17 protein-coding genes are annotated in these 24,638 nt (G+C 46.5%); 4 read left to right on the top strand and 13 right to left on the bottom strand.

Annotated elements, in window-relative coordinates; all coding sequences use genetic code 11:
* Positions 1–37 precede the first annotated feature (37 nt).
* The 5 genes from NX845_RS06760 to NX845_RS06740 form a co-directional block, all read right to left on the bottom strand.
* The gene (locus NX845_RS06760) at positions 38–1,024 is read right to left on the bottom strand and encodes a carbohydrate ABC transporter permease (protein WP_260256694.1); all 987 of its coding nucleotides are present in this window, start codon (positions 1,022–1,024) and stop codon (positions 38–40) included.
* Positions 1,025–1,090: 66 nt separating this feature from the next.
* On the bottom strand, positions 1,091–2,338 hold the full coding sequence (locus NX845_RS06755) for an ABC transporter substrate-binding protein (protein ID WP_017083012.1): 1,248 nt from the start codon (positions 2,336–2,338) through the stop codon (positions 1,091–1,093).
* A gap of 18 nt (positions 2,339–2,356) precedes the next feature.
* Positions 2,357–3,364, bottom strand: coding sequence for a LacI family DNA-binding transcriptional regulator (locus tag NX845_RS06750; protein ID WP_009846150.1), 1,008 nt, complete (start codon positions 3,362–3,364; stop codon positions 2,357–2,359).
* 446 nt (positions 3,365–3,810) lie between these two features.
* Positions 3,811–5,829 carry a methyl-accepting chemotaxis protein gene (locus tag NX845_RS06745; protein WP_260256693.1) on the bottom strand — a complete coding sequence of 673 codons (2,019 nt, stop codon included), beginning with the start codon at positions 5,827–5,829 and terminating at the stop codon, positions 3,811–3,813.
* Positions 5,830–6,028: 199 nt separating this feature from the next.
* Positions 6,029–7,369: a carbohydrate porin gene (locus tag NX845_RS06740; RefSeq protein ID WP_260256691.1), complete on the bottom strand. Its 1,341-nt coding sequence runs from the start codon at positions 7,367–7,369 to the stop codon at positions 6,029–6,031.
* Positions 7,370–7,422: 53 nt separating this feature from the next.
* Here NX845_RS06740 and NX845_RS06735 point away from each other — a divergent pair, with 53 nt between their 5' ends.
* Positions 7,423–7,746 (top strand): hypothetical protein, encoded by a 324-nt coding sequence (locus NX845_RS06735; RefSeq protein ID WP_260256690.1) that lies wholly within the window; start codon positions 7,423–7,425, stop codon positions 7,744–7,746.
* On the opposite strand, the gene NX845_RS06730 is transcribed toward NX845_RS06735, so the two are convergent.
* Together NX845_RS06730 and NX845_RS06725 are read right to left on the bottom strand one after the other, a co-directional pair.
* Positions 7,743–9,803: a prolyl oligopeptidase family protein gene (locus NX845_RS06730; protein ID WP_260256689.1), complete on the bottom strand. Its 2,061-nt coding sequence runs from the start codon at positions 9,801–9,803 to the stop codon at positions 7,743–7,745. The two genes, NX845_RS06735 and NX845_RS06730, sit on opposite strands and share 4 nt — an antisense overlap.
* 11 nt (positions 9,804–9,814) lie before the next feature.
* Positions 9,815–10,732 (bottom strand): LysR family transcriptional regulator, encoded by a 918-nt coding sequence (locus tag NX845_RS06725; protein WP_017081288.1) that lies wholly within the window; start codon positions 10,730–10,732, stop codon positions 9,815–9,817.
* A 247-nt stretch (positions 10,733–10,979) separates the two neighbouring features.
* Between NX845_RS06725 and NX845_RS06720 the strand changes: the two genes are divergently transcribed.
* The 3 genes from NX845_RS06720 (at position 10,980) to NX845_RS06710 (ending at position 17,442) form a co-directional block, all read left to right on the top strand.
* Positions 10,980–12,674 carry an L-lactate permease gene (locus tag NX845_RS06720; RefSeq protein WP_102572307.1) on the top strand — a complete coding sequence of 565 codons (1,695 nt, stop codon included), beginning with the start codon at positions 10,980–10,982 and terminating at the stop codon, positions 12,672–12,674.
* A 344-nt stretch (positions 12,675–13,018) separates the two neighbouring features.
* Entirely contained in the window at positions 13,019–14,158 is a 1,140-nt protein-coding gene (gene lldD / locus NX845_RS06715) for an FMN-dependent L-lactate dehydrogenase LldD (protein WP_017083007.1), read from the top strand.
* Positions 14,159–14,586: 428 nt separating this feature from the next.
* Positions 14,587–17,442 (top strand): FAD-binding and (Fe-S)-binding domain-containing protein, encoded by a 2,856-nt coding sequence (locus NX845_RS06710; protein WP_260256688.1) that lies wholly within the window; start codon positions 14,587–14,589, stop codon positions 17,440–17,442.
* Between the two features lie 130 nt (positions 17,443–17,572).
* Here the strand turns inward: NX845_RS06710 and NX845_RS06705 are convergent, their stop codons facing one another.
* The 6 genes from NX845_RS06705 to NX845_RS06680 all read right to left on the bottom strand — a co-directional run bounded on the left by NX845_RS06705 (position 17,573) and on the right by NX845_RS06680 (position 24,471).
* Positions 17,573–17,815 (bottom strand): hypothetical protein, encoded by a 243-nt coding sequence (locus tag NX845_RS06705; protein WP_260256687.1) that lies wholly within the window; start codon positions 17,813–17,815, stop codon positions 17,573–17,575.
* A gap of 160 nt (positions 17,816–17,975) precedes the next feature.
* Complete coding sequence (locus tag NX845_RS06700) at positions 17,976–19,712, bottom strand: ABC transporter permease subunit (RefSeq protein ID WP_260256686.1); 1,737 nt, start codon at positions 19,710–19,712, stop codon at positions 17,976–17,978.
* 4 nt (positions 19,713–19,716) lie between these two features.
* Positions 19,717–21,228, bottom strand: coding sequence for an ABC transporter substrate-binding protein (locus tag NX845_RS06695; protein ID WP_260256685.1), 1,512 nt, complete (start codon positions 21,226–21,228; stop codon positions 19,717–19,719).
* Positions 21,229–21,328: 100 nt separating this feature from the next.
* Entirely contained in the window at positions 21,329–22,180 is an 852-nt protein-coding gene (locus tag NX845_RS06690; protein WP_260256684.1) for an ABC transporter ATP-binding protein, read from the bottom strand.
* Complete coding sequence (locus NX845_RS06685) at positions 22,177–22,935, bottom strand: ATP-binding cassette domain-containing protein (protein WP_260256683.1); 759 nt, start codon at positions 22,933–22,935, stop codon at positions 22,177–22,179. The genes NX845_RS06690 and NX845_RS06685 overlap by 4 nt, the downstream gene beginning before the upstream one ends.
* Positions 22,936–23,136: 201 nt before the next feature.
* Entirely contained in the window at positions 23,137–24,471 is a 1,335-nt protein-coding gene (locus NX845_RS06680) for an MATE family efflux transporter (protein ID WP_260256681.1), read from the bottom strand.
* Positions 24,472–24,638 lie beyond the last annotated feature (167 nt).

Here is a 24,638-nt window from a genome sequence, read left to right as displayed (position 1 = left end):
TAGTGGTGAGGTATTTGTCTTAATTGATGTCGACATCTTAATGTTCCCCTAAGCCTTTCTTACCGAAGAGTAAAAATTGAACCAATGTACAAGTCGCGATGAGTGCAAACAGTAACCACGAGATAGCAGATGCTGTGCCCATTTCTAGCCATTCCCAACCCACTTTGTAGAGGTACATCGAGATAGTTAAACCAGATTGGCCAGTACCACCTGTACCACGTGTTAGGACGAACGGTTCTTCAAACATTTGCAGGTTACCGATGATGGTCATCGTGATAGCAAAGAAGATGAATGGACGAATCATTGGTAGTGAAATGTTCCAGAAGCGGCGGAACGCATTGGCACCATCCATACGTGCAGCTTCTAAGATGTCTTTAGGAATCGTCATTAAACCTGTGGTGTAAAGGACGATGTTAAAACCGGTGTATTTCCAGAAAACCATGATTGCGATAGACGGCTTCACCATAGTGGCATCGTCTAACCAACGGATGGGTTGGAAATCGTTAACCCAAGCGAATGCCCAACCAAACAGCGTGCTATCGGCCAGAGCCATCAGCGTTTGGTTAATAATTCCTGAGTTAGGAGAGTACATATTGAAGAAAATCAGTGACGCTGCGACCGTTGATGTAATGAACGGTAGAAAGTACGCCGATGTTAGCCAGTGACGCATACGGTCACCCATTGAAACCAACATGTAAGCCACTGGAATTGCGACTAAATGCTGAGCCACGCCTGAAGTGATCGCTAGCCAAAGCGTGTTCTTCAATGAACGCCATAGCCATGGGTCCGTTAAAGCAATGTGATAGTTCTCAAAACCAACGAACTCCATCGCATCCATGCCTCTTACTGGGTTCCACTCGTGGAACGACAGGTAAACAGAGAACAACAGCGGGAAGATCCCAAATACAGAAAAAATGATCAGAAACGGCAGAAGAAATCCATACGGTGTAAGCGCTTTCAAATTTAGACGAGAAAAAAGGCTTTTGTCCGCAGGTTCTATCGTTGTGCTCGCTGTATTATTCATAGTAACGACCTCTTAAAAAGGAAGCGCGTTATCCACGCTTCCTCACTTACTTAAAGTAAAAACAAATTAAAGATTACGCGTGCGACGCTTGATTAGACGCTCAGCCTCTTTAAGCGCAGTCTTGATGTCTTTACCTTCATCAAGTACTTCCATCAATGCGTTCTCTAAGATAATAGAACGTGCAACGTGGTCGCCTTGTGCTGGAGAGACGGGTTTGATGTTTTGCGCCACTTCAGCAAAAAGAAGACGGGCTTTTTGTCCGCCTAGGAACTCCATCTCTTCTTGGAAAAGCTCATCGTCATACGTTGTGATGTTCGCAGGGAAAGCAGCAATCGTTTCGAAGTGCTTAAGCTGTACTTCACGATCCGTCGTCATGTATTCAATAAGCGCCCAAGCTTCATCTGGGTTGTCTGATTGAGTTGGAATTGAAAGGAATGAACCACCCCAGCTGCCGTAGATACCATCAGGTAGGTTTTCTACTGCCCATTTGCCTTTAGTTTCAGGAGCAATCCAGTTGTTTAGGTGACCAAGAAGCCAAGCGCCAGAAAGTTGAGTTGCAAATGTGCCGTTGCGGAAGCCTTCGTACCATTCGTTAGACCAAGCCAAAATGCGGCCGTCTAAGCCTTTGTCGCGAATCTCTTTTGCTACTTCAAAAGCGTGAACAAAACGCTCTGATGTCACCACTGGGTTGCCATCTTTATCGAAGTACAGACCTTCACCTTCAGGAACGGTCGTGAAGATAATCGCTTGTGCCACGTCGGCTGCCGAAGCGATAAGTTGTACGTTTTGCTCTTTCAGTTTTTCACCAGCAGCGATGTATGAATCCCAATCTTTGATTGCTTCTTCTACATCAATGCCCGCTTTTTCGAATACGTCGGTACGGTAGTACATAACACCTGGACCTAGGTCGACAGGGATGCCGTACATATCGCCGTCAGCACCTTTACCTTGCGCCCATGCGTAAGGTGCAAATCGTTCTTCGTACTTATCTGCACCGTAGTTTTCAGACAGGTTAACTAGGCCGCCAGAGCCAACAAATGGACCAATTTTCTCAACGTCGACAACAATCACATCACCGGCACCAGAACCCGTTGCAAGGTTCGTTGTGAGTTTCGTGTGGTGGTCACCGTGGTTGTTCATAAGGTAATCAACTTTGATACCCGTTTCCTTTTCGAAATCAGGCAGTAATACCTTCAGGCTGCTATCGAAATCAGGGAAACCGTCGAAACGAATTTCTTTGTCTGCTGCATTTGCAGCTGTTGTACCTAATCCTAAAGCAACCGCGCATGAAAGCGCTAAGGTCTTAAATTTCATGTTCTATCCTTAATATTTTTATAGGGTAACTGGTAAATCCGATACCGAGTTTCTAGTGACCAACGTCGGCAGCAATTTAAAGTTCACGTCATGTTTTATTTTTTTTAGCTTCTGTAGAGTGAGCTGTACTGCTTCAACGCTCATCTCTTCAATAGGGAAATTAATGGTGGTCAAACTAGGGGTCAGATAGCGCGCGAAGATGGTGTTATCGAAGCCCACCAGTGATACATCTTTAGGAACAGACAGTCCCTCTTGATGCAACACCTCGAAGGCGCCAAATGCCATGTGGTCATTCGAAGCAAATACTGCTGTGAAATGACACTTACGATTAATCAGCTTCTTCATAGCACTGATGCCCGTCTCTTCAGTAAAGCCCGCTTCCGAGACTAATGCTTCATCGTATGGCACACCCGCTTCTTCCAAGGCCTTTCGATACCCCTGCAAACGCCCCCTAGCATCTGCTTTATCTAAAGGCCCGGTAATACACGCGATATCTGTATGTCCCTTTTGCAAAAGATATTGAGTAGCGAGTAGCCCCCCGACTTCGTTATCAATATCAATGCAACTCATCGCCATTTCTGGGATGAAGCGGTTAATTAAAACCACAGGGGTCCCCTGTTCTTCCAATTCAATTAAATAATCATCACTGAGCAGTTGAGTATGAAGAATCAAAGCATCAACACGACGCCCCAACAGAAACTCCACAGACTCACGTTGCCCTTGCTCAGTATTCGAACCCGCTGTAACCACAGCGTGGTAACCAAAGCGGCGTAGGTTCTCTTCTATGCAATGCAAAATGCCTGAATAGAAAGAGCCGCCAAGTTCTGGAACAACAACACCCACACTACCAGTACGACTTGAAGCCAAGGCTTGAGCGATAGAGTTCGGGCGATAACCCAGCTCCTTGATCGCTTTTTCAACCTTTAATTTCTTGTCATGACTGACTCTGCTAGTGCCATTAATAACCCTAGACACTGTCGCCTGAGACACACCTGCATGTTCTGATACGTGTTTAATTGTTGCCACTCGAACCTCGATACTTCATTAGCTTGTAACCGCTTACAAAACGATTATTAAAGAAAGGCGTCTTGGCTGAAGTGAGTGTCATCACACTAAAGTTGGAGGTAAAAAGGCCAGTTGTGGAAATCATGAAAGCGCTTACAGATTACCTTCACACCATGAAACTGTTTCATGGAATTATTGTTCATATTATCAAGATGGCGCTCGGTTACTTGTTCGTCAGATCAAACAAGTCCGCCTAAATCCATTTTTTGAAAACGTCATTTGATGATGAATCCGCAGCTGACGGCAATATACACGGGGAAAGTGACCTTGTTATTTCAATGGCCTTTCGAAATTGTATGAGAACATTTCACGGTGATTTTTAGCTCAAAGCCTTTTCATCAAAAAACCAGATACGAAAACGCCCAGCGGAAGGCTGGGCGTGAAATCATGGAAGAAATTAACTGGCTCTAATCTTTGTGATTAGATGATTCCGCTAACTTAAACTCTTGAGTTAATGAGAATTGCTGTTGCGACATGGTTTCAAGCTGTTGACCGTGGGAAAAAAGCACTTGGGAACGTTGCGAGTTATCTTCAGCCAAGGTGTGTATCTGACTGATATTTTGAGTGACTTGAGAGGCAACGACTTGATGCTCTGTCGTCGCGGTCGCGATTTGATGACTCCTTTGCTCAACCTCATTAAGCAGATCAGACACCGTCGATATCGAGTGATTCACTTCGCTGGTTTGTTCTACGCATTGAACCATACCCACCACGCACTGATTGATCTGTTCAACCGCCAGTTTAGAGCTAGTTTGCAACTGCTCGATCTTGTTGTGTATCTCTTGTGTAGAAGCATTAGTTTTGGCCGCTAACACGCGAACCTCATCCGCAACCACAGAGAAACCACGCCCTTGCTCTCCAGCTCGCGCGGCTTCTATTGCCGCATTCAACGCCAGTAAATTGGTTTGCTCAGAGATCCCAGATATCACATCCAGAATGGACCCAATACTGGCGCTTTCACTTTCAAGCTGACCAATGGTCGCCGTTGATTCCGCCAGCTTACTTTCTAAGCTGCCCATCAATTCGACGCTTTTATCCATGGTCTTTTGCCCATCACTGGAACTGGATACCGCTTCGGTCACTAGCGTTAGAGTTTGGTTGGCCGCCTGAGTGATCTCCGTTACTGAGCACTCAATTTGTTCCATCGCTGTCGCTACCATCACCGTTTGATTGGTTTGTTCTTGCATCGCTTCACTCAGAGAACGACTAGTGCTTTGGTTCTCAAGGGAAGCTTCCTTTAAACGTGTTGAGGAGTGGCGCATGTTGTCAATCATTTGGGTCAGGTGACTGATCACCAAATTGACTTTATCGCTCACAAAACCAAATTCATTATTGGCTTGATACTGAACCATCACGCTCAAGTCTTTTTTGGCGACTTGGTCTAGCGCACTTTGCAGTAATTTACTTGGCTTGCGAATCCCTTGAGCGATGTTCAGCCCGATTAGCAGCGCAATAAAAACCGACCCAATAGCAATGATGGCCTGCATCAACAGTGCTTGATGAGAGAAGTCCATCGACTCGTGATATAAACGTTTAGCCGTGTCTTCCGCATACATAGAAAGCTCATCAAAATGGCTTAACTGCACATCAATGAGCTGTTCGATCTCCACTCTTTGCTGAGCAATGCTCTCATGTAGCTTCACGGTTTCCATATGTGTTGACACAGATCCTTGCGCTGAAAATACATGTGAAGCGAGCAGTGATAAAGACTGTTTACTGCGGCGTAGCAAAGACGAGTCCAGATTATCCAAGTCTGATACAGCTTGTTCGAATCGCTCTTTACGGCTTTGTAGGCGACGCTCAACACCACGAACCTCCGATGACGTTTGCAGCGAGAAAGCTTCATTTGCTTCTGCAGCAATCAAACTCAATTGAACCAATAATGCTTCTACCGCTTTTTGCGTTGCATCTGAGCTTGCGCTCGCCAATTGATTCACCAAGGTGTTATTGAGTTGTCCTACCACAGATTGAAATTGTTCCTGCTCCATCGAACCGAGATCTTTACTATCCAAATAAGAGACGTATAAGTTTAAGGACTGCTCTACCTTATTGATGGTGGCAACGCCCGTTTCTTCAATATTTTGGAGTATGGGTTCAAGTGGTGAGCCCGATTCAGCCTTGCCATCAAACCAATTTAACTGCTGCTGATATTGCTCGATATTACTCAAAACGGTTTGTTTCAGCGGTTCGAGCTCATCAATGTAGTTCGCGGATAAATAGGGAGTAGTGCTGCGATTAATGTCCAAAAAACGAATGGTGAGCGTGGAGGATTGGAGCATTAAAGGAGTGGCTTGTTGAGTTATGGTTTCGATGTGTGAGGTTATGTTCTTGTTGCTGCTAATACTCAACCATGCGCTACCCAGCATGATTACTATCAGCGTAAAGAAACCTAAATAAACTCGAGACACGATGGAAGAAAGTCTCATCGTTATTCCTTGATCTAGTGGCGAAAAAAAGGGCACAAAAATGTGCCCAAGAATGGAGTTAATTGAAACGTGCCCTAATCAATCTGCCTTTAGGGCTAAAATGGACAGTATTACGTGCTCTTAACAAGCATAGATATTTGAAAGCATGGCTCCTTGAAAATATGCCAAATTCAAAGAGCACCGCTTTCTATACCTGTGATTACCACCAAGCTTCAAACATCGCGCCGAACGACAATGTATCAACATTGGTTGTCTTCACTGTGTTGCCTTTCGTTTCTACATCACCCACAGTTGTGTAGAAGCGCAGCATTGGACGGCTCCAAGGTAAGCCACCTAGAGAAACGTTTTGAGACAGAGTGACTTTCCACGCATTCTCTTCACCGTCGTCATCGTAATCAACCATGCCGTAGCCAGCTTCTAACCATGTAGAGTGAACATCATCCCATTGGTACTGTGGACGAACGATACCCGCGTATTCAGTATTCTCACGATCTAAGTCTGAGCCAGAATTGTCTTTGTAAGACACTAAGTAATCAATGATGAACTGTTCAGATGCAGCGTAGCTACCCTCAACACTTGCATACAAAGTCTGGTAATCACCTTTAAGGTCATATACCGATGAATCGGCACCGTCACCGTACTTAACAACCAACTTGTTAGACTCACCCAAGCCTAATGTTGCACCTACTAGGTAGGCCGTTTCATCACTGACTTTTTGTCCTTGAGTCACGACAGGCTGCATTGAATCTGTCACTGGATCGTATACGTACTCAGTCGTCGTAGACGTATCCGCTTCGCTCGATGCAAAACCGTAGTTCGCGTAAAAATCCAGATTACCAATACCTGCGTCAATACTGTGTAGCTTCGCGGTTACAGCGTATCGACCATTATCATTGACGAGGCCGCCTTTCACTTGGCCTACAAAGCCCATATCTAGCTTCGCGCCACCGAAATCTAGGTTGTTAAAGCCAGCGCCTTGACCATCGTGTGTCATCCAGAAGTAATCGTTCAAACCTTGTTGCGGACGTTGATGGAAGTCGCGACCAGCCCACATATAAAGTTCTGGTTGGCTTTCAAATACATTGGTTACACCAGCGTACATTTTTTTCATGCTCAAGCCGCCGTCGTCAGCCCAAGCGTCAGCTTCCCAGTGGTCAGCCATGAATACGATGTCCCAGATAGCGCCATTGTCAGCTTCGAAAAGCTTAGCTAACTGAACCTCACCACCATTAGCTTCGTTACCTAAACGGCCGACAGAACGACCTGTTGTACCGATGTCTACGTAACGTTCATCACCGTTCTTGTAATGAGCGCCGTAACGAGCATAACCAGAGAAGACAATGCCATCTGGCACATTTGTTTCAGCCGTTAGAACCGCTTGTTGTTGGTCATCAACATACTTGATGTCACCAACTTGAGATTCTAACTCTAAGATTCGTTGTTCTAGAGCAGCAAGATCCGTTTCTGCAGCAAAAGAAGAGAGTGAAGCAAGCGAAGCCGCCACTGCGACCGTTATTGGCAAAAGCTTAAATTTTTGCATTGTAATTCCCTATTATTTTTTTGAGTTTTCATCGAACAGGGAAATATTAAGCAATGAATGAGTTGAAAAGTTGGTCGCTGTTCACACTGATAAACCAGCTTAAATGTCATGAAACTTTTAGAGAATTCACGGAGAAAACTACTGCATTTAGATCAATAAGTTATGAGAAAACATGCCTGATATTTCAGCTTGAAATCGCTTTCATTTCATCAGTAATGGTGGCGGCTATCACGGAAAAGGGTGTAGGAAAACAAAAAGAATTGGATGTGAATTTGATTGATTTTCATATATATGAAAAGCCTCAAAATCTAAGGCGGATTTTGAGGCTTTTTGGGCTGAGTCAAATACCCAGTTATCTAAAATTAAATATTTTCTAGATTGAATCTAGGGACTCTATTACCATATTGAACAGGGTAAATGCGTAGATATCAGCAGTGAGGTCGATAGCTTTACTCAGCGGCATACCTGCCCCATGCCCTGCATTAACATCAATACGAATCATCACAGGCGCGCCACCTTCATGCTTATCTTGCAGCTCTGAGATGAATTTATAAGAGTGAGCAGGCACCACGCGGTCATCATGATCAGCGGTCGTCACCAGTGTCGCCGGATAATCAACGCCGCGCACCACATTGTGAACCGGAGAATAACCAAGCAGGTATTCAAACATCTCTTTATTCTGCGCTGATGTACCGTAGTCGTACGCCCAGCCTTCACCAGACGTGAATGTGTGGTAACGCAACATGTCCAACACCCCAACCGCAGGTAAAGCCACTTGGAACAACTCAGGCCTTTGTGTCATGCAAGCGCCAACCAGTAAGCCGCCATTAGAACCGCCGCGGAGCGCTAACTTATCGCTGCTGGTGTAGTTCTCTTCAATTAAGAACTCGGCAGCAGCAATGAAGTCATCAAATACATTCTGTTTTTGTTGTTGTGTACCGGCTTTGTGCCACGCCTTACCGTATTCGCCACCACCACGTAAGTTTGGCACCGCATATACGCCACCCAGTTCTAACCAACTGCCCACCGTGCCCGAGAAAGAAGGCGTTAGGCTAACGTTAAAGCCACCATAGGCGTACAACATGGTTGGATTATTGCCGTCTAACACTAATCCCTTCTTGTAAGAGATAAGCATCGGAACCTTGGTGCCATCTTTCGAGGTATAGAAGACTTGTTTAGACTCAAATTGATCCGACTCAAACGGAGACTCAGAGCGTTGGTAGATTTCAGAGTTTCCAGATTCAACATCAAAAGAGAAAATCGTTGGCGGCGTAACATAGTTGGTAAAGGTGTAATGAAGCTGGGTTTGCTCGTTTTTACCCCCTAAGCCGCTGGCCGTTCCGAGACCAGGTAAGTGGATTTCACGAACCAGATTGCCTTGGTAATCCAGCTGCTCAATCTTAGACACCACATCGACCATGTAATGAGCAAACAAGTAACCACCACCAGTGCTGATATCTAACGGCTGTGGCTTTTCAGGAATGATATCGAGCCACTGTTGACTGCGAGTATCAAAGCTCACCACCTTGCCATTAGGCGCATCGAGATTGGTGTATAAAATGAAGACTTCATCTTGGTTATCGATGAGGTACGTATCGCTATCCACATGATCAATCAGCGTGTTCAGCGATTGTTCATGTGAATTTAAATCGATATAGAACAGTCTGTTACCCGATGTCGACTCTCGCCCTAGAATGGTCAAGTAACGGTCGTCTTCGGTGGTGTAACCCGACACATAGCGGTGCTGCTCGGCGTTATTCTCACCAAAAACTACTTTGTCGTTAGCTTGCTCTGTACCCAACTCATGGAAGTAAAGTTTGTGCTGTTCGGTACGTGCAGAAAGCTGACTGCCGTCTGGCTTGTCGTAACTAGAGTAATAAAAGCCGCGATTACCTAACCAAGAAATGCCGGTAAACTTAGCGTCGGTGATTTCGGCTTCAAGCTGCTGTTTAGTCTCGGTATCAATAACAAAGATCTTACGCCAGTCGCTACCACCCTCTGAAATACTGTACGCCACTAGGCTGTAATCTTTAGAAAACGACACCGAACCCAGTGATGTAGTGCCATCTTCCGAGAAAGTGTTCGGATCTAGGAAAATTTCTTCTTGTTGCCCTTCTTTGTGACGATAGAGAATGCTGTGATTTTGCAGGCCATCATTCTTATAGAAATAGGTGTAATCTCCGCGCACAAACGGTTGCGAGCTCTTTTTGTAGTCTTGTGCTTTCGCTAATCGCTCTCGCAGATCATCGCGATACGGAATTTGAGCAAGGTAACTGAACGTGACTTCATTTTGGCTCGCCACCCACTGCGCAGTTTCGTCGCTTCTGTCGTCTTCTAACCAGCGATAAGGGTCTTCAACTATGTGATCAAAATAGTCATCGCTGACGATCTGTTTGTTGGTGACTGGATATTGATACTCTTTTAAATAGCTCATCGTGATCCTTATTAAAAATAATGTGAAATCGTCAGGTAACGCGTTCTGATGTGTTCAATCAATAACTTAATCTTGTTCGGTGGCTGGCGCGTAAAGGGGTACACCGCATAAATACCGAGCTTCTTGCCGACTAAATCAGGGAAGATATCCACCAGCTGGCCGTTACGAATGTCGTGATAAACCAAACAGCGCGGTACATACGCGACCCCATGACCGCCCAACGCCGCCTTTCTTAATGCCGTCGCATTATCGGTAGAAAAAGAGCCCGAGACGCGCACTATGTATTTATCATTATCAGTAAAGCCATCTTTACTATGCAGAAATTGCCACTCACTGGCACCCGTTGTTTGATAAGCGTATTGCAGACAATTGTGCTCAACCAAATCCTTGGGCTGCATCGGCTTACCATTCTTGGCGATATAAGACGGAGAAGCACATACCACCCATTGAGAGTCCAATATATGACGGGCAATTAAGCTGGAGTCTTCCAAGTAGCCGGTACGAATCACCAAGTCGAGGCCATCATCAACCAGATCCACAAAGCGATTGTTCAGAGACATATCGACCGTTAAACCTGGGTGCATATTACAAAACTCGGCAACAGCGTCTGCCAGAATCAAATCTCCGGAGATAGTAGGCACTGACATTTTGATATGACCACTGACATTTTCCCCAAAGCCTGAAACTGCGTCCATAGCCTCTTGGGCCGCCTGCTTCACATTTTTGGCTCCGTGTAACATTGCCTTACCCGCCTCGGTAAGCGTCAATTTTCGCGTGGTTCGATATAATAGCTGCACGCCAATCTCTTCTTCCAAACGCGCAATTCTCTTACTAACTACCGAATTTGTAAGGTTATTTTGCTCTGCCACCTTACTAAAACTGCCCAGCTCTACTACCTGTGAAAACAGGATCAAATCGTCTGCTCGCATCTGATTATGCCAATTTTGGAATTAATTATTTTCATTATTTCCCTATATCAATAAAAAATAAAGGGGTAAATTCACGCCAAATTAACAAAAAAATTACAAAAACAGCTTTTGCAATCACATCGGTTACAAATAAAGCGACTCTAATTACAACAATTGAATCCTCGAGATTCAGATTACACCTACAAAACTAATGACGTGTTATTCACTTCAAACATGAACGTTTGAAAACAAGTACGAGGAAGTACCCATGAGTGAAACTCTACTAGCATTATTGGCCTTTTCGCCAATAGTTGTTGCAGCGATTCTGCTGGTTGGCCTTAACTGGCCTGCAAAAAAAGCGATGCCAGTGGCATTTGCATTAACCGTTGCTATCGCCCTATTCGCATGGGATATGTCTAGCACTCGCGTGCTGGCTTCAGTATTCCAAGGCTTCGGCATTACCGTGTCGGTTCTCTGGATTGTGTTTGGCGCCATCTTCTTATTAAACACTTTGAAACACACCGGAGCTATCACCACCATCCGCAACGGCTTTACTGACATATCAGCAGACCGTCGTGTGCAAGCGATCATCATCGCTTGGTGTTTTGGTTCATTCATTGAAGGTGCATCCGGCTTCGGCACACCCGCTGCAATCGCCGCTCCCTTACTCGTTGCAATCGGCTTCCCAGCATTAGCTGCGGTACTGATGGGCATGATGATTCAATCTACGCCGGTATCGTTCGGCGCGGTTGGTACACCTATCATTGTTGGCGTAAACAAAGGTTTGGATACGCACAACATCGGTGAAAGCCTGATTGCCAATGGTTCAACATGGGATGCTTACCTACAACAGATCACATCAAGTGTTGCGATCATCCACGCCTGCGTTGGTGTGATGATTCCTGTATTGATGGCGATGATGCTGACTCGCTTCTTCGGTAAGAACAAAAGCTGGACTGAAGGTCTTGATATCCTGCCATTCGCACTGTTCGCCGGTGCTGCTTTCACTATTCCTTACGCACTAACAGGTGTTTTCCTAGGTGCTGAGTTCCCATCACTGATTGGTGGTTTGGTTGGCCTTGCGATTGTTGTAACAGCAGCAAAACGCGGCTTCCTAGTCCCTAAATCAAAATGGGACTTTGAAAGCGAAGACAAATGGCCAGCAGAATGGCTAGGTTCTTTGAAAATCGATCTTGATGACAACAACCAAAGCCATAAAAAAATGAGCATGGCGATGGCATGGGCACCTTACGTTCTGCTCGCTGTCACTCTAGTTGCTAGCCGTGTGAGCCCTGAGTTCAAAGGCCTACTTAAGAGCGTTAGCCTTTCTTTCAGCAACATCCTTGGTGAGACAGGCGTAAGCACAGCGATTCAGCCTCTGTATCTACCTGGCGGTATCTTGGTCTTCGTCGCACTGGTTGCTGTTCTAATGCAATCACGCAGCGCAGCTCCACTGGCTAAAGCCTTCGGTGAATCGAGCAAGACTCTGATTGGCGCAGGCTTTGTGTTGGTGTTCACCATCCCAATGGTTCGTATCTTCATTAACTCTGGCGTGAACGGCGCTGATTTAGCAAGTATGCCAGTAACAACGGCCAATTTTGCAGCTGACTTAGTCGGCAGCGCATTCCCAGCGTTAAGTGCCACGGTTGGTGCGTTAGGTGCCTTCATTGCAGGTTCGAACACCGTTTCAAACATGATGTTCAGCCAGTTCCAATTCGAAGTAGCACAAACTCTGTCTATCTCTAGTGCTGTGGTTGTTGCTCTGCAAGCCGTTGGTGCTGCAGCAGGTAACATGATTGCGATTCACAACGTGGTAGCCGCATCGGCGACCGTAGGCTTGCTAGGACGCGAAGGCGCAACACTACGTAAGACAATCATCCCAACATTCTACTACTTGGTGATGACAGGAATCATCGGCCTAGTGGTTATCTACGGCTTCAAAATGACAGACGCACTTATGTAAACCATAAGTCGTTACAAAAGCACTTGGCGTTAATACTCAATTCCCCGACTGCAACACCGTCTAATAAGACAGTTGATGAGTTTCGGAATGGATACTAAAACACATCAACACCCCGGGTATTAACGCCATTTTATTGCTTAACTGTTTCACTGTTTATTTGCTTCACAGGTTAATTGCTTCATAGGTTAATTGCTTCATAGATTAATTGCTTCACTGGTTATTTTATTTATCGATGAGTTGCTTCACCGATTAAGAAACAACAAACGCTTACTTTTCAAGAATTAAAGCAGCCCAAGCCAAGCTCTCAGAGAAGGGCAACATCCCAAGAATTTAGGACTGAAATTATGATCATATCCGCATCGACTGATTACCGCGCCGCAGCAAAAGCGAAATTACCACCGTTTCTTTTCCACTACATTGACGGCGGTTCTTACGGAGAACATACCCTACGCCGCAACACCGCCGATCTTGCAGAGATCGCGCTCAAGCAACGTGTCCTCAATGACATGTCAGACCTAAATTTGGAAACCGAGTTGTTTGGCGAAAAGCTGGCGATGCCGATTGCATTAGCTCCAGTTGGCCTAACAGGCATGTACGCACGACGTGGCGAAGTCCAAGCGGCTAAAGCGGCTGACAACAAAGGCATCCCTTTTACGATGTCGACCGTATCGGTATGTCCGATTGAAGAAGTCGCGCCTAAGATTGAGCGCCCAATGTGGTTCCAACTTTACGTACTAAAAGATCGTGGCTTCATGAAGAACGTATTGGAACGTGCCAAAGCGGCTGGCGTAACAACACTGGTCTTCACGGTGGATATGCCTGTACCTGGCGCTCGCTACCGTGACATGCACTCAGGAATGAGCGGCCCAAATGCAGCAATTCGTCGTGTATTTCAATCTATGCGTCATCCTAGTTGGGCCGTTGATGTTGGTCTATTGGGTAAACCACACGATCTTGGCAATATCTCTACTTACCGAGGTTCTCCAACCAAACTGGAAGACTACATCGGTTGGTTGGGTGACAACTTCGACCCGTCGATTTCATGGAAAGACCTAGAGTGGATCCGTGATTTCTGGGATGGCCCGATGGTCATCAAAGGCATTCTTGATGAAGAAGACGCAAAAGACGCCGTGAGATTTGGCGCAGACGGTATCGTAGTTTCAAACCACGGCGGCCGTCAGCTGGATGGTGTTCTATCGAGTGCCAAAGCATTGCCTGCAATTGCAGATGCAGTAAAAGGCGATACCAAGATTCTGGTCGACTCTGGTATTCGTACTGGCTTAGATGTAGTTCGCATGATGGCGATGGGTGCAGACTGCACCTTGCTTGGCCGCTCTTTCGTCTACGCGTTAGCAGCGCAAGGACAAGCAGGTGTTGAGAATCTACTCGACCTTTACGACAAAGAGATGCGCGTTGCGATGACTCTAACTGGTGCGAAGACAATCAAAGACTTAACTCGTGATTCTCTGGTGGGGCTAGATTAAGCGGCCACGATTCAATTTAGGTTCAGACTAATGCTTTGGTCTACTTAGACTGAAGTTCAATCGGTGTCACAGCAATTCCACTGCCGTTGTGACACCGTTTAAGCACTGGAAAATAAAATAAAAAGCTAGGGCGTGTTGATCTTTCGAGCTGATTTTTGCAGCGAGTTGCTGGGTATTTATACAAGGCAGAGGCGTCGATGTGTAGCTAGCCTACATAAGAAGCCGATAACGTAGTAGAAATGGCCAGCAAACGCTGCCCGAAGGGTTCAGCTAAAAGCGTTTTACTCTTTGTTGAGGGGGATTTGCTTAGAGTGACTAGGCTACTTCCCCCTCGCCGCGATTAAAACGCTTTTATCTCGAACAAAATTTAATCACGAAAGGTCAACACGCCCTGAACAGTGCCAAATAAGAAGCACAAGGAAGCAAAGATGGAGACAACCACATCCCATGAGCGAGTAATAGACGCACAAGCTTATCAGCAGCTTGAAGCGATACTGGCTCAAAAAATAGAAACAGAACGCATTGTCACGCAAGAGGCAAAGCGATTGGCTTACGGCACCGATGCGAGTTTCTATCGCTTGGTGCCGAAAATGGTTCTAAGGCTCAAGAACTTAGACGAAGTCATATTCACCATTCAAAGCTGTCGCGAACTGGGCATTCATTTTACCTTTCGCGCCGCGGGCACCAGCCTGTCAGGACAAGCCGTTTCAGACTCGGTACTCATCACACTGACCGACGACTGGCGTGGCCATGAAATCGTCGACAATGGTAATCAGATCATCCTGCAACCGGGTGTGATTGGCGCTGATGCGAACAAATACCTCGCCCCTTTCCAACGTAAAATCGGCCCAGATCCAGCCTCAATCAATACCTGTAAAATCGGTGGTATCGCCGCGAACAACGCCAGTGGCATGTGTTGTGGTACTGCGCAAAACTCTTATCGCACCGTTGAGAGCATGAAAATCGTATTGAGTGATGGCTCCCTGCTTGATACGGCAGATAACGCAAGTGTTGAAGCATTCAAGCAATCGCACAAAGAGCTGTTTGAAGGCATTGTCGAATTACATCAACAGACAGCGTCAAACCAAGAACTCGCAGACAGAATTCGCCACAAGTACCGCCTCAAAAACACCACTGGCTACGCTCTGAATGCCTTGGTCGATTACCACGACCCAATTGAGATCATCAAACACTTGATGATTGGCTCAGAAGGCACGCTAGGCTTCATCGCAGAGATCACCTACAACACGGTTATCGAACACCCAAACAAAGCCTCGGCTCTGTTGGTGTTTGCCGACATCGAGCAAGCCAGTAAAGCCGTTACTACGCTATCAAAAACACCGGTTGCTGCGGTTGAATTGATGGATGGTAGAGCGCTGCGTTCAGTGGCTGATAAACCGGGTATGCCTGCATTTATGCCAAGCTTGGACTTGGAAGCCGCGGCTATTTTAGTGGAATCACACGCCAGCTCCCAGCAGGACTTAGATTTACAATGTAAATCAATTTTGGACGCATTGACTGAATACACAATTGTTGAATCGGTGCCTTTCACTTCCGATCCAAAGACAGTCGCAACTCTGTGGGGCATCCGAAAAGGCATGTTCCCAGCAGTTGGCGCCGTGCGTGAAGTCGGCACTACCGTTATCATAGAAGACGTGGCTTTCCCTGTCGAAAACCTCGCTAACGGCATTCGAGAGCTGCAAGAGCTGTTCGACAAGTACGACTACAGCGAAGCTATCATTTTCGGCCATGCCCTCGAAGGCAACCTGCACTTTGTATTTACTCAAGGCTTCGACAGCCAAACAGAAATCGACCGCTACGGCGGTTTCATGGATGACGTTGCCGAACTGGTTGCGGTGAAATACCAAGGTTCTCTGAAAGCAGAACATGGTACTGGTCGTAACATGGCGCCTTATGTGGAATTGGAATGGGGCAAAGATGGCTATGCCTTGATGCAACAGATCAAAGCGCTGTTTGACCCAGAAAGACTGCTCAACCCCGGCGTTATCATCAACGACAACCCGAATTCACACATCACCAATTTGAAGCCAATGCCTGCTGCTGACGACCTTGTCGACCGCTGTATTGAATGTGGCTTCTGTGAGCCTGTTTGTCCGTCTCGTACGCTGACTCTATCACCACGCCAACGCATTGTTCTGTACCGAGAACTGCAACGCCGCCGAGCTGCGGGTGAAGAGATAGAAGCAAGCGAACTAGAGAAAACCTTTGAATACCAAGGCATTGATACCTGCGCCGCAACCGGCCTGTGTGCTGAACGTTGTCCAGTGGGAATCAACACTGGTGATTTGATTAAGAAGCTTCGTATTGCCAAGTACGAGAAATTTACACCAATCGCAAAATGGACAGCGGATCATTTCTCGACCACCACAAAGCTGACCAAAGCTGGGCTCAAAACCAACCAAGTGGCAAGCAAGGTTCTAGGAGCGAATACAGTCGGCAAGTTAACCAATGGCTTACGCTCTATCACCAAAGGCGCGACACCCGTGTGGATGCCTGAGATGCCGCAATCCAATAACCACTCGCTAGTCTCATCACCAGTGACGGCAGAATCCTCAAGCAACCACAAGAAGGTGGTTTACCTGCCTTCCTGTGCGAGTCGCACCATGGGACAACAAAGCGATGCGGGCGACCAACGTCCTCTAACTGAAGTGACCATGTCTTTGCTTAACAAAGCAGGATTTGAGGTAATTCTTCCGAAGAAGCTAGACGACCAATGTTGTGGCATGCCTTACGACAGCAAAGGGATGACCGATTTAGCCCAATCTAAAGCGCAACAGCTCGAAGAAGTGTTGTGGCAGGCCAGTCGTCAGGGTGAATACCCAGTCTTAATGGATACCAGCCCATGTGCTAAGCGCAGTATTGAACAGTTCACCAAACCGTTAGAGGTATTAGAGCCGACAGGGTTTGTGAATCAATATTTGCTTGAGCACCTGACACTTGAGCCGCTGCAAGAAACCGTGATGCTGCATGTGACTTGTAGCTCTCGTCGAATGGGCTTGGAAGGCGCGATGTTGAGCCTTGCTAAAGCCTGTACCGAAGAGGTCATCGTTCCTGAGCATATTCAATGCTGTGGTTGGGCAGGTGATAAAGGTTTTACCACTCCAGAACTGAATGAAGCGGCGGTACACCCACTCAAAGAGCAAGTGCCGAGCAACTGTACTCGTGGCTTCAGTAACAGTCGAACCTGTGAGATCGGTTTGTCACATCACAGTGGCATTCCGTATCAGTCAATCTTGTACTTGGTTGACGAAGTGGCGCAATAGCCCCAATTTCACTACTTAAGGTTTCGAGCAAATAGCTTAAACCTGAAACGAAAAATGGCAGCCCAATCAGGCTGCCATTTGTTTGTTCGTTTGATAAAACGTTATTTAGCTAGTTGTTAAGAGCTGACAGTTAGAGAGCTAGGCGCATCAACTCTTCTGGCGAGTAGTGTTCTGCTTCTGCACCTTTGGCGATCAAGTCGATCACTTCGAATTCGCTCATGTCACCAAACTCTTTGGTTAAGTAATCACGAAACGCTTTCTCATTCGGCCATTTACCTCGCACGATATAGCCATCTTCTTTGTCAAAGTCTTCCGTTTCAAAAAAGGAAAAGTCGGTCATACCAATATTGTGGCAATACAAAACGAGATACATGTTGAACCCTTAACGCTGAACACTTAAGTAAGCTAAAAACCGATCGACAACCGATCCGAAAGCCAATTCTAAAAAACAGGCTCAAGGTTACAACATAAAAAGCAAATCGAACACTCAATCGAATAGCACGTCGAAAACTTAAGCAGCCTGTTCTTTTTCGTTAATCATCAAACATCATGTTAATTGCCGCACCTAACAGAATCAGCCCAACGATTGGCCCCATGACTGCCAATGGTGCGCGTTCAATGTAGGGCAAGTTTTCTGCAATCATCAAACCCCATTCCGGTGCAGGCGGTTTCGCACCTAAACCGATGAAGCTTAGCGAGGTCAGGCTCAATGTGATTACTGGCAGCCTCAACATCGCGTGCCTTAGCAAAGGTGGCAACACATAAGGAAGCAAGTAGAAACGGAAGATTCGAAGCTTGCTGGTGCCCCACAATGGCGCGAGATGCGTATAAGGTTGAGCCTTGGCTTCTACGATCAAGCTTGAGCAGTGGGCGGCTAACGGCGCCCACGACACCAATACAATCGCGATCAATGCGCTGTTCGGATTCATCCCCGTTAAACCCGCAACCAACAGGCCAGCAATGATGTAAGGAATACCCTTAGTGATCTCGATAAGACCTTGGCTAAAGCGAGTATTGAAGCCCATGATGATGCCCGTCACCAAACTCAAAAACGTCGCCAAGATACCGGCTTGGAAGGTCGCGACCATACCTGAACCGATTCTCGCTAACAGGTCTCGGCCAATGCCATCGGCGCCTAATGGTGCTTGCCAACTTGGATCCGCTAAGCGAGCAAATTGACTGGTGTATGGGTCACGAAATGCAGCCCAAACCACGATTGAAATCAGGAATGAGAGTATTGTAAAAGCAACAGCACGCTTGGTGCGGCTTTGTGTAAAACGAAACGAAGAGTGGCTACTAATCAGCTTACCGCTTTTCAGGCTGTGACCCAGAATCAACTGCTGAACAAACAAGCTCATGCTGCTCACAGCAATTGAAAATAGCAGCAATACCAATAAGCCTCCCTGCAGCATTGGTAAATCTTGCGCCTTAGCTGCGCCTAAGATCATGCGCCCGATACCCGGAATCGAGAAGATAAGCTCAACCGCGACCGCGCCACCAGTCAAACCAATCACGATCATCGCGATTTGTGGGATCAGGCTGCTCAGCGCTCTTTTCAGCGCAAAGCGAATAATTTGGTTAGAGTGAACGTTGGCACTGAGCCAAGTAATCACCCAAGGTTCATTGAGAACGCGTTGTAAACTGTCTCTGAGTAGGCGACTAAACAGGCCACTGGCAGGCAATGCAAGCGCTAAGCTCGGTAGCCAGATGTCTTGCCAACCTTGCCAACCATATGGCGGCAGCCAACCTAACCAAATAGAGAACACCAGTATTAATACCGAGGCTACTACGTACTCTGGCAACGATATTAATACCGTACTTAAACTGCTGTAACTCTGCCCCAGTTTGCCCTTCTTCCAACTGCGTAAGGTAGCAAGTAAGCCTGCACCACACAGTACGAAAGTCATCACAAGTGCACTCGACATCAGAAACAGAGATGTCGACGCTGTCTTTTGAATGCCTAATGCAACCGAAGAGCCGTCAATCCATGATTTCCCTAGGTCGCCTGAAAAAGCACTTCCTACCCAGTCAATCAGGCGCTCGCTTGCCGAACGGTCAAGCTGAAGATCAGCTCGCACCGCTGCTAGAGCTTCTGGCGTCAGCAGGTGTTGTTGCCCCGCTCTCGCGCGTAGAATAGATTGACTTGGGTCGATCCCCGCAATATCGGGCATCAAGCCAACAAGAATCACCACCACAATTAGTGAGGCAATTCTTGATAGCCAAGGCGTCAAGATAAATAAGGTTCGACGCAGAGTCTCAGCAGATAGCATCTATTTAGTTAGCCTGTTTCGCTTGTTTGATCTGTGTAGTTTGGTCAACTAAACGGCGCTCACTTGGGTCACGAACCACATTGCTCACGCGCTCGCTTTCACCTTGAATCACACGTTCGTGAAGCAGTGGAATAGCCGCGAAGTCGTTCAAGATTTTTTGCTCAGCTTCGATGATCGCTTGCTGACGCAGTGCACCTAATGGTTGCAGATCAGCGTGAGTCAGAGCTTGGTCTACTTCTTGAGAACAGAATTGACCAAGATTGAATGAACCCTTACAACCAAAGTCACTCATCATGTAAGCCACTGGGTCACCTGAATCTAGAACCGTTGCACGAGAAAGGATGAACGCATCAAACTTGCCTGATAGCGCATCGTTTTCGATCTGAGCGTATTCACGGATATCCAGCTCAACTTTGAAACCAGCCACTTCAAGTTGTTGTTTAAGCAGTGCTGCTACTTCTGGAAGCTCTGCACGGTCGGTAAAGGTACCGATAACAATGCTTTCACCGTTCGCTTTTAGCGTCTTGTCTACTGCTTGACCTTCCGGTCGAATTGGTTCAGCCCAAGCAAGAGCAGGACCTAATAGACCTTGTGCGATATCCGCGTGGTTTTCATAAACGGTATTCACGATTTGCTCACGGTCTACCGCAGCAGCCGCTACCTTACGCAAGTTAATATCGCTGAATACGCCTGACTTGTTGTTTAGGTAAAACGTATTGGTACGAGGCATTGCCACTTCATAAAGTAGGTTCGGATCAATGGTCGCGATTTGTGAAACGGGCACTGCTTCAACGATGTCTGCCGTGCCTGTTCTTAGAGCTGCAGCACGAGCAAAACCGTTAGGAACGTATTCTGCAATCACAGATTCAACTTGCGCTTTTTCGCCCCAGTAGCCGTCAAAACGTTTTAGCTTCGCGCTGGTTGTACCGTTAATTTCAGTCAACTCAAACGGGCCCGTACCTGCACCCATTGGGCTAACACGGCCATCTTCTTGGTAAGCACTTGCTGCAAGAATCGCTAATTGAGGGCTTGATAAACGGCTTGGTAAAAGAGGGTCATCAAAGCTGGTCTTGATCTCTACGCGGTAGTTGTCCATCGCTTTCACTTCGAGATCGACACCATCTAGAATGCGTGGCTTAGGTGCAGCCTCAAGCGCTTTCTGCAAAGAGTTCACTACGGATTCTGCGATTAATGTAGAGCCATCGTGGAATTTAACGCCTTGGCGAATCGTGAACTGCCAAGTCAATGGATCAAGATGTTTCCAATCAGTCGCTAGCATTGGTTCTGCTTCTGAGGTTGGGCTCAAGTTCACTAACGTTTCAGCCGTGCTCCAACGTGATAGTTTGAACGCGTCATCAGAAAGTGGCGATAGGCCCGTTCTTGGTGGCTGCATCATCGCAACACGAATTTCAGATTTGACTGCGGCATCGCTAGACTCTGGTTGAGAGTCAAAACAGCCCGTCAAAGGCAGAGCCAACGCAAGCGCGCAAGCCAGTTTGATTGAATTAAAACGCATAGTTATTTTTCTCTGTAAGCTGTATTTCGTTAATAAACAGTATTTCGTTAATAAGCAGTCTTTCGTTAATAAGCAGTATTTCGTAATAAATAAGGTTGTGTTAACAAGTAGATTTCGAAAGTGGCTGAGATTCGATCAGCAACTGAGTCGCAGGATGAGCAGGTGTGCTCATCACTTGAGGTGTCGGTCCATGCTCCACCATCTCGCCATGGTCAAGAACCAGAATTTCTTCACAAAGCGCCTTTGCCGCACCGAGATCATGCGTCACCAAAACGACTCGCATGTCGCGCTTATTTTTCAGTGAGTTAAGTAAATCCAGCAACCTTTGGCGGTTCACAGGATCAAGGCTGGCAGTCGGCTCATCGGCCACCAACACTGCGGGTCTAACGACAAGAGCCCGAGCGATAGCCACACGTTGAGCTTGGCCTGTAGAAAGCTGATTCGGTTTCAGTGATAACAAAGTGGCAGGTAAGCCCACGTCCAATAGCGTCTCTTCAATAATGCTTTCATGATTACCAGAAACATCTAAGTTGCTTAGCGGTTCGGCTAAGATCTGTCGAACGGTATAGTAAGGGTTGAGACTGGTATGAGGCTCTTGTGGTACCAACTGGATCAAGCGACACACCGTTGCTTGCGTTTTGCTATTGCGAATCGGCAGCGAATGGCCAAATAGGCTGATTCGGCCAACAGTCGGTGATTTTAGGTCAAATAACAGCTCAATCAGTGTCGATTTTCCGGCACCAGAACGCCCAACAATGGCTAAGCTTTTGTCTTCAACATTGAGGTCGATGTTCTGTAGCGCTTTGAACGCCTTACCCCCCAGCCAACTCGGGATTGAGTAATAATGCACACCGACATGCTCGAACTTAATCTCGATCGGTGTTTGTGTTTCTGAATCTATCACTGGCATTAACGACGAGACTTCTGAATTTAGTGGTAAGGTCGAGCTCATGCGATTAAGTCTCTCAATGAACAGCAGAAAGCGTGAGAGCTTGATTCAAGCGCATGTTTTGGTGCGCCGTAAGCCACCACTCCACCATCATCGATGACCAACAACTTGTCACACGCTAATGCGCTGTGCAGGTCATGAGTAATCAACAAGCCACCGATTTGTCGCTGTTTAACATTGTCTCGAATCAGCTTAAGTATCTCTTGCTCTGTCACCGGATCTAACGCGCTAGTTGGTTCATCGGCGATGATAATATCGGCGTTACTCAGCAAGCCAATCGCAATACAAATCCGTTGGCGTTGCCCTCCCGAAATTTGGCTCGGATATAACGGCAATATGATTTCAGGGTTAGGAAATCCAAGCTGCACTAACAATTCAGTGAGTTTGATCTTGTCTTGTGATTTAAGCTTAGTGCGCGTCCCCGTCAATGCCAAACTGAGTTGACCTTCAATGGAAACCAGAGGATTTAATGCTTGAAGTGCATCTTGAAAGATAACTGCGGGGCGCTGTACTGCGGTTCTTTGCAACATAGGCAAGCCACACACGGCATCGCCAGAAAGAGAAATATGGCCTTCAACCTCAACCGTCTCTGGCAGAAAACCCGCAATCGCGCGTGAAAGCATCGACTTACCAATGCCAGATGGACCCATGATCGCCAACAGCTCACCTCGATATACATCGAAATGAATATCTTGAAAAAGTGTTCTCGAAGAGGTTTTGATCTTTAATTGGTCAACAGACAGAAGTGGGGCGTTCACGCAGATACTCATAAATAGATGTTATAACATAACAACTCTATCATTAAGCCTACATGATGAAAAGCGAACATTTAACCGTATCGCATTTTATTTGCTGTTTGATTGACCATTTTTACTAGGTCATTAGATAGAAAAAGCGCCCTTAGCATAATGCTGTCAGGCGCTTTCAAAAGTACTGGCAATAACGATTGTGTTTCTAACCTAATGACACGCCGCGGATGCACCTTCTGTTGAAAGGCACTTCTGCTTAACTTGTGCGATGAACGGATACAAGAAGGCAATACGTCCAAGATAAAACAAGGTAAACGCCAACCACAAACCATGATTGCCCCACATATCGATTGATAATGCCTGTACCGCTAAAAATACCAACAAAGTAGCGATGCTAGAGTCCCTAACCGGACGCGTGGTACCCGTTCCGGTAAAGATGCCGTAAACCGTTAAGCCAAAGCCAGACACCAGCGGGAACACAATCAACCACGGAGCCATCTCTTGATATAGAGCGACAAGCGTTGGGATATCGGTAAACAAGAAGACAATGCTGTCTTTGAATACCAAGGTGAGGAAGGTTAGTACGGCAATAAAGCTCGCCGTCCATTGGAAGTTAAGTCTTAATACACGATCCAACATTGAAGGATTTTTCTGACCTACCGCTTTACCCGCGAACACACTCGATGCATTGGCAATACCGTCAAACATGTAACTGACAATGAAGGTCACCTGCATCAAGATCGCGTTAGCAGCCAGAACATCGGCACCCAGTTTAGAACCCGTACGCGCCATCATGTTGAAGAAAACTAAAATACAGATGGTACGAAGTAAGAGATCGGTATTTGAAGAGATGATTGTCGATAGGTCTTTCTTGGTCATCTTCGAACCTTGTAGGAACTCAGAGATCGAGATATTGCTGGTCTTGATCACCAGTGTCATACCAATAGCGAAAGTAGTGACTTGTGCAATCAAACTTGCGTAGGCCACACCCGCAACACCCAAGTCGAAATAAAGTACAAACACCGCATCCAATACAATGTTCAACACGTTACCAAACACTTGTGTGTAAAGAACTTCTTTAGCTTTCGCCTGCCCCATTAACCAACCAATAATGGTGTAGTTGATCAGTACAAAGGGTGCACCATAAATCAAAATACTGAAGTAGATATGCGCGTGCTCAGCCACTTTCGCTTCAGGTTCTATCACCCACATCGCGCCTTGCCAGATTAGCGGTTGTATTAAGATAAAGATCAAACCCACCAAACCAGACAATACGAACGGACGCATCAAGCTGCCCGCTAAATCAGAACGATTCCCTTTGCCCAGTGCCATCGCACTTTGTCCCGTGGTACTAACACGGAAAAAACCAAACAGCCAATACATGGTGTTCATAATGATAGTGCCGATCGCCACGCCGCCAATCAATTCAGCAATGCCAAGTTGCCCAATTACAGCGGTATCGACAGCACCAAGCAGAGGCTGTGTCACCGTAGAGATGATGAAGGGGAAGGCGATTTTCAGATAATCTTTATGGGTAATGGTCATATATTCTATCGAGTGATATTAAGAATTATTTGCAATTAGAACAGAATGCTATCGCTTAATCCGTACGTTGTCATCAATTACTGGGGTAAATTATCAACAAGCTTTCTCTTCATTACATCATCAACATAAGATGCCTTTCAGCCATTGAGTGAGCAAATTAGCCACAA

Source organism: Vibrio sp. NC2 (assembly GCF_025195005.1).
Lineage (GTDB): Bacteria > Pseudomonadota > Gammaproteobacteria > Enterobacterales > Vibrionaceae > Vibrio > Vibrio splendidus.
This window is presented reverse-complemented; position numbering and strand designations above follow the sequence as displayed.

Bases quoted from the DNA above. Each gene is read 5' to 3' on its own strand.
- NX845_RS06740 (WP_260256691.1), bottom strand. From the start codon at position 7,369: ATGCAAAAATTTAAGCTTTTGCCAATAACGGTCGCAGTGGCGGCTTCG.
- NX845_RS06705 (WP_260256687.1), bottom strand. From the start codon at position 17,815: ATGTATCTCGTTTTGTATTGCCACAATATTGGTATGACCGACTTTTCC.
- NX845_RS06710 (WP_260256688.1), top strand. From the start codon at position 14,587: ATGGAGACAACCACATCCCATGAGCGAGTAATAGACGCACAAGCTTAT.
- NX845_RS06700 (WP_260256686.1), bottom strand. From the start codon at position 19,712: ATGCTATCTGCTGAGACTCTGCGTCGAACCTTATTTATCTTGACGCCT.
- NX845_RS06680 (WP_260256681.1), bottom strand. From the start codon at position 24,471: ATGACCATTACCCATAAAGATTATCTGAAAATCGCCTTCCCCTTCATC.
- NX845_RS06735 (WP_260256690.1), top strand. From the start codon at position 7,423: ATGAATGAGTTGAAAAGTTGGTCGCTGTTCACACTGATAAACCAGCTT.
- NX845_RS06695 (WP_260256685.1), bottom strand. From the start codon at position 21,228: ATGCGTTTTAATTCAATCAAACTGGCTTGCGCGCTTGCGTTGGCTCTG.
- NX845_RS06690 (WP_260256684.1), bottom strand. From the start codon at position 22,180: ATGAGCTCGACCTTACCACTAAATTCAGAAGTCTCGTCGTTAATGCCA.
- NX845_RS06725 (WP_017081288.1), bottom strand. From the start codon at position 10,732: ATGCGAGCAGACGATTTGATCCTGTTTTCACAGGTAGTAGAGCTGGGC.
- NX845_RS06720 (WP_102572307.1), top strand. From the start codon at position 10,980: ATGAGTGAAACTCTACTAGCATTATTGGCCTTTTCGCCAATAGTTGTT.
- NX845_RS06730 (WP_260256689.1), bottom strand. From the start codon at position 9,803: ATGAGCTATTTAAAAGAGTATCAATATCCAGTCACCAACAAACAGATC.
- NX845_RS06755 (WP_017083012.1), bottom strand. From the start codon at position 2,338: ATGAAATTTAAGACCTTAGCGCTTTCATGCGCGGTTGCTTTAGGATTA.
- NX845_RS06745 (WP_260256693.1), bottom strand. From the start codon at position 5,829: ATGAGACTTTCTTCCATCGTGTCTCGAGTTTATTTAGGTTTCTTTACG.
- lldD (WP_017083007.1), top strand. From the start codon at position 13,019: ATGATCATATCCGCATCGACTGATTACCGCGCCGCAGCAAAAGCGAAA.
- NX845_RS06760 (WP_260256694.1), bottom strand. From the start codon at position 1,024: ATGAATAATACAGCGAGCACAACGATAGAACCTGCGGACAAAAGCCTT.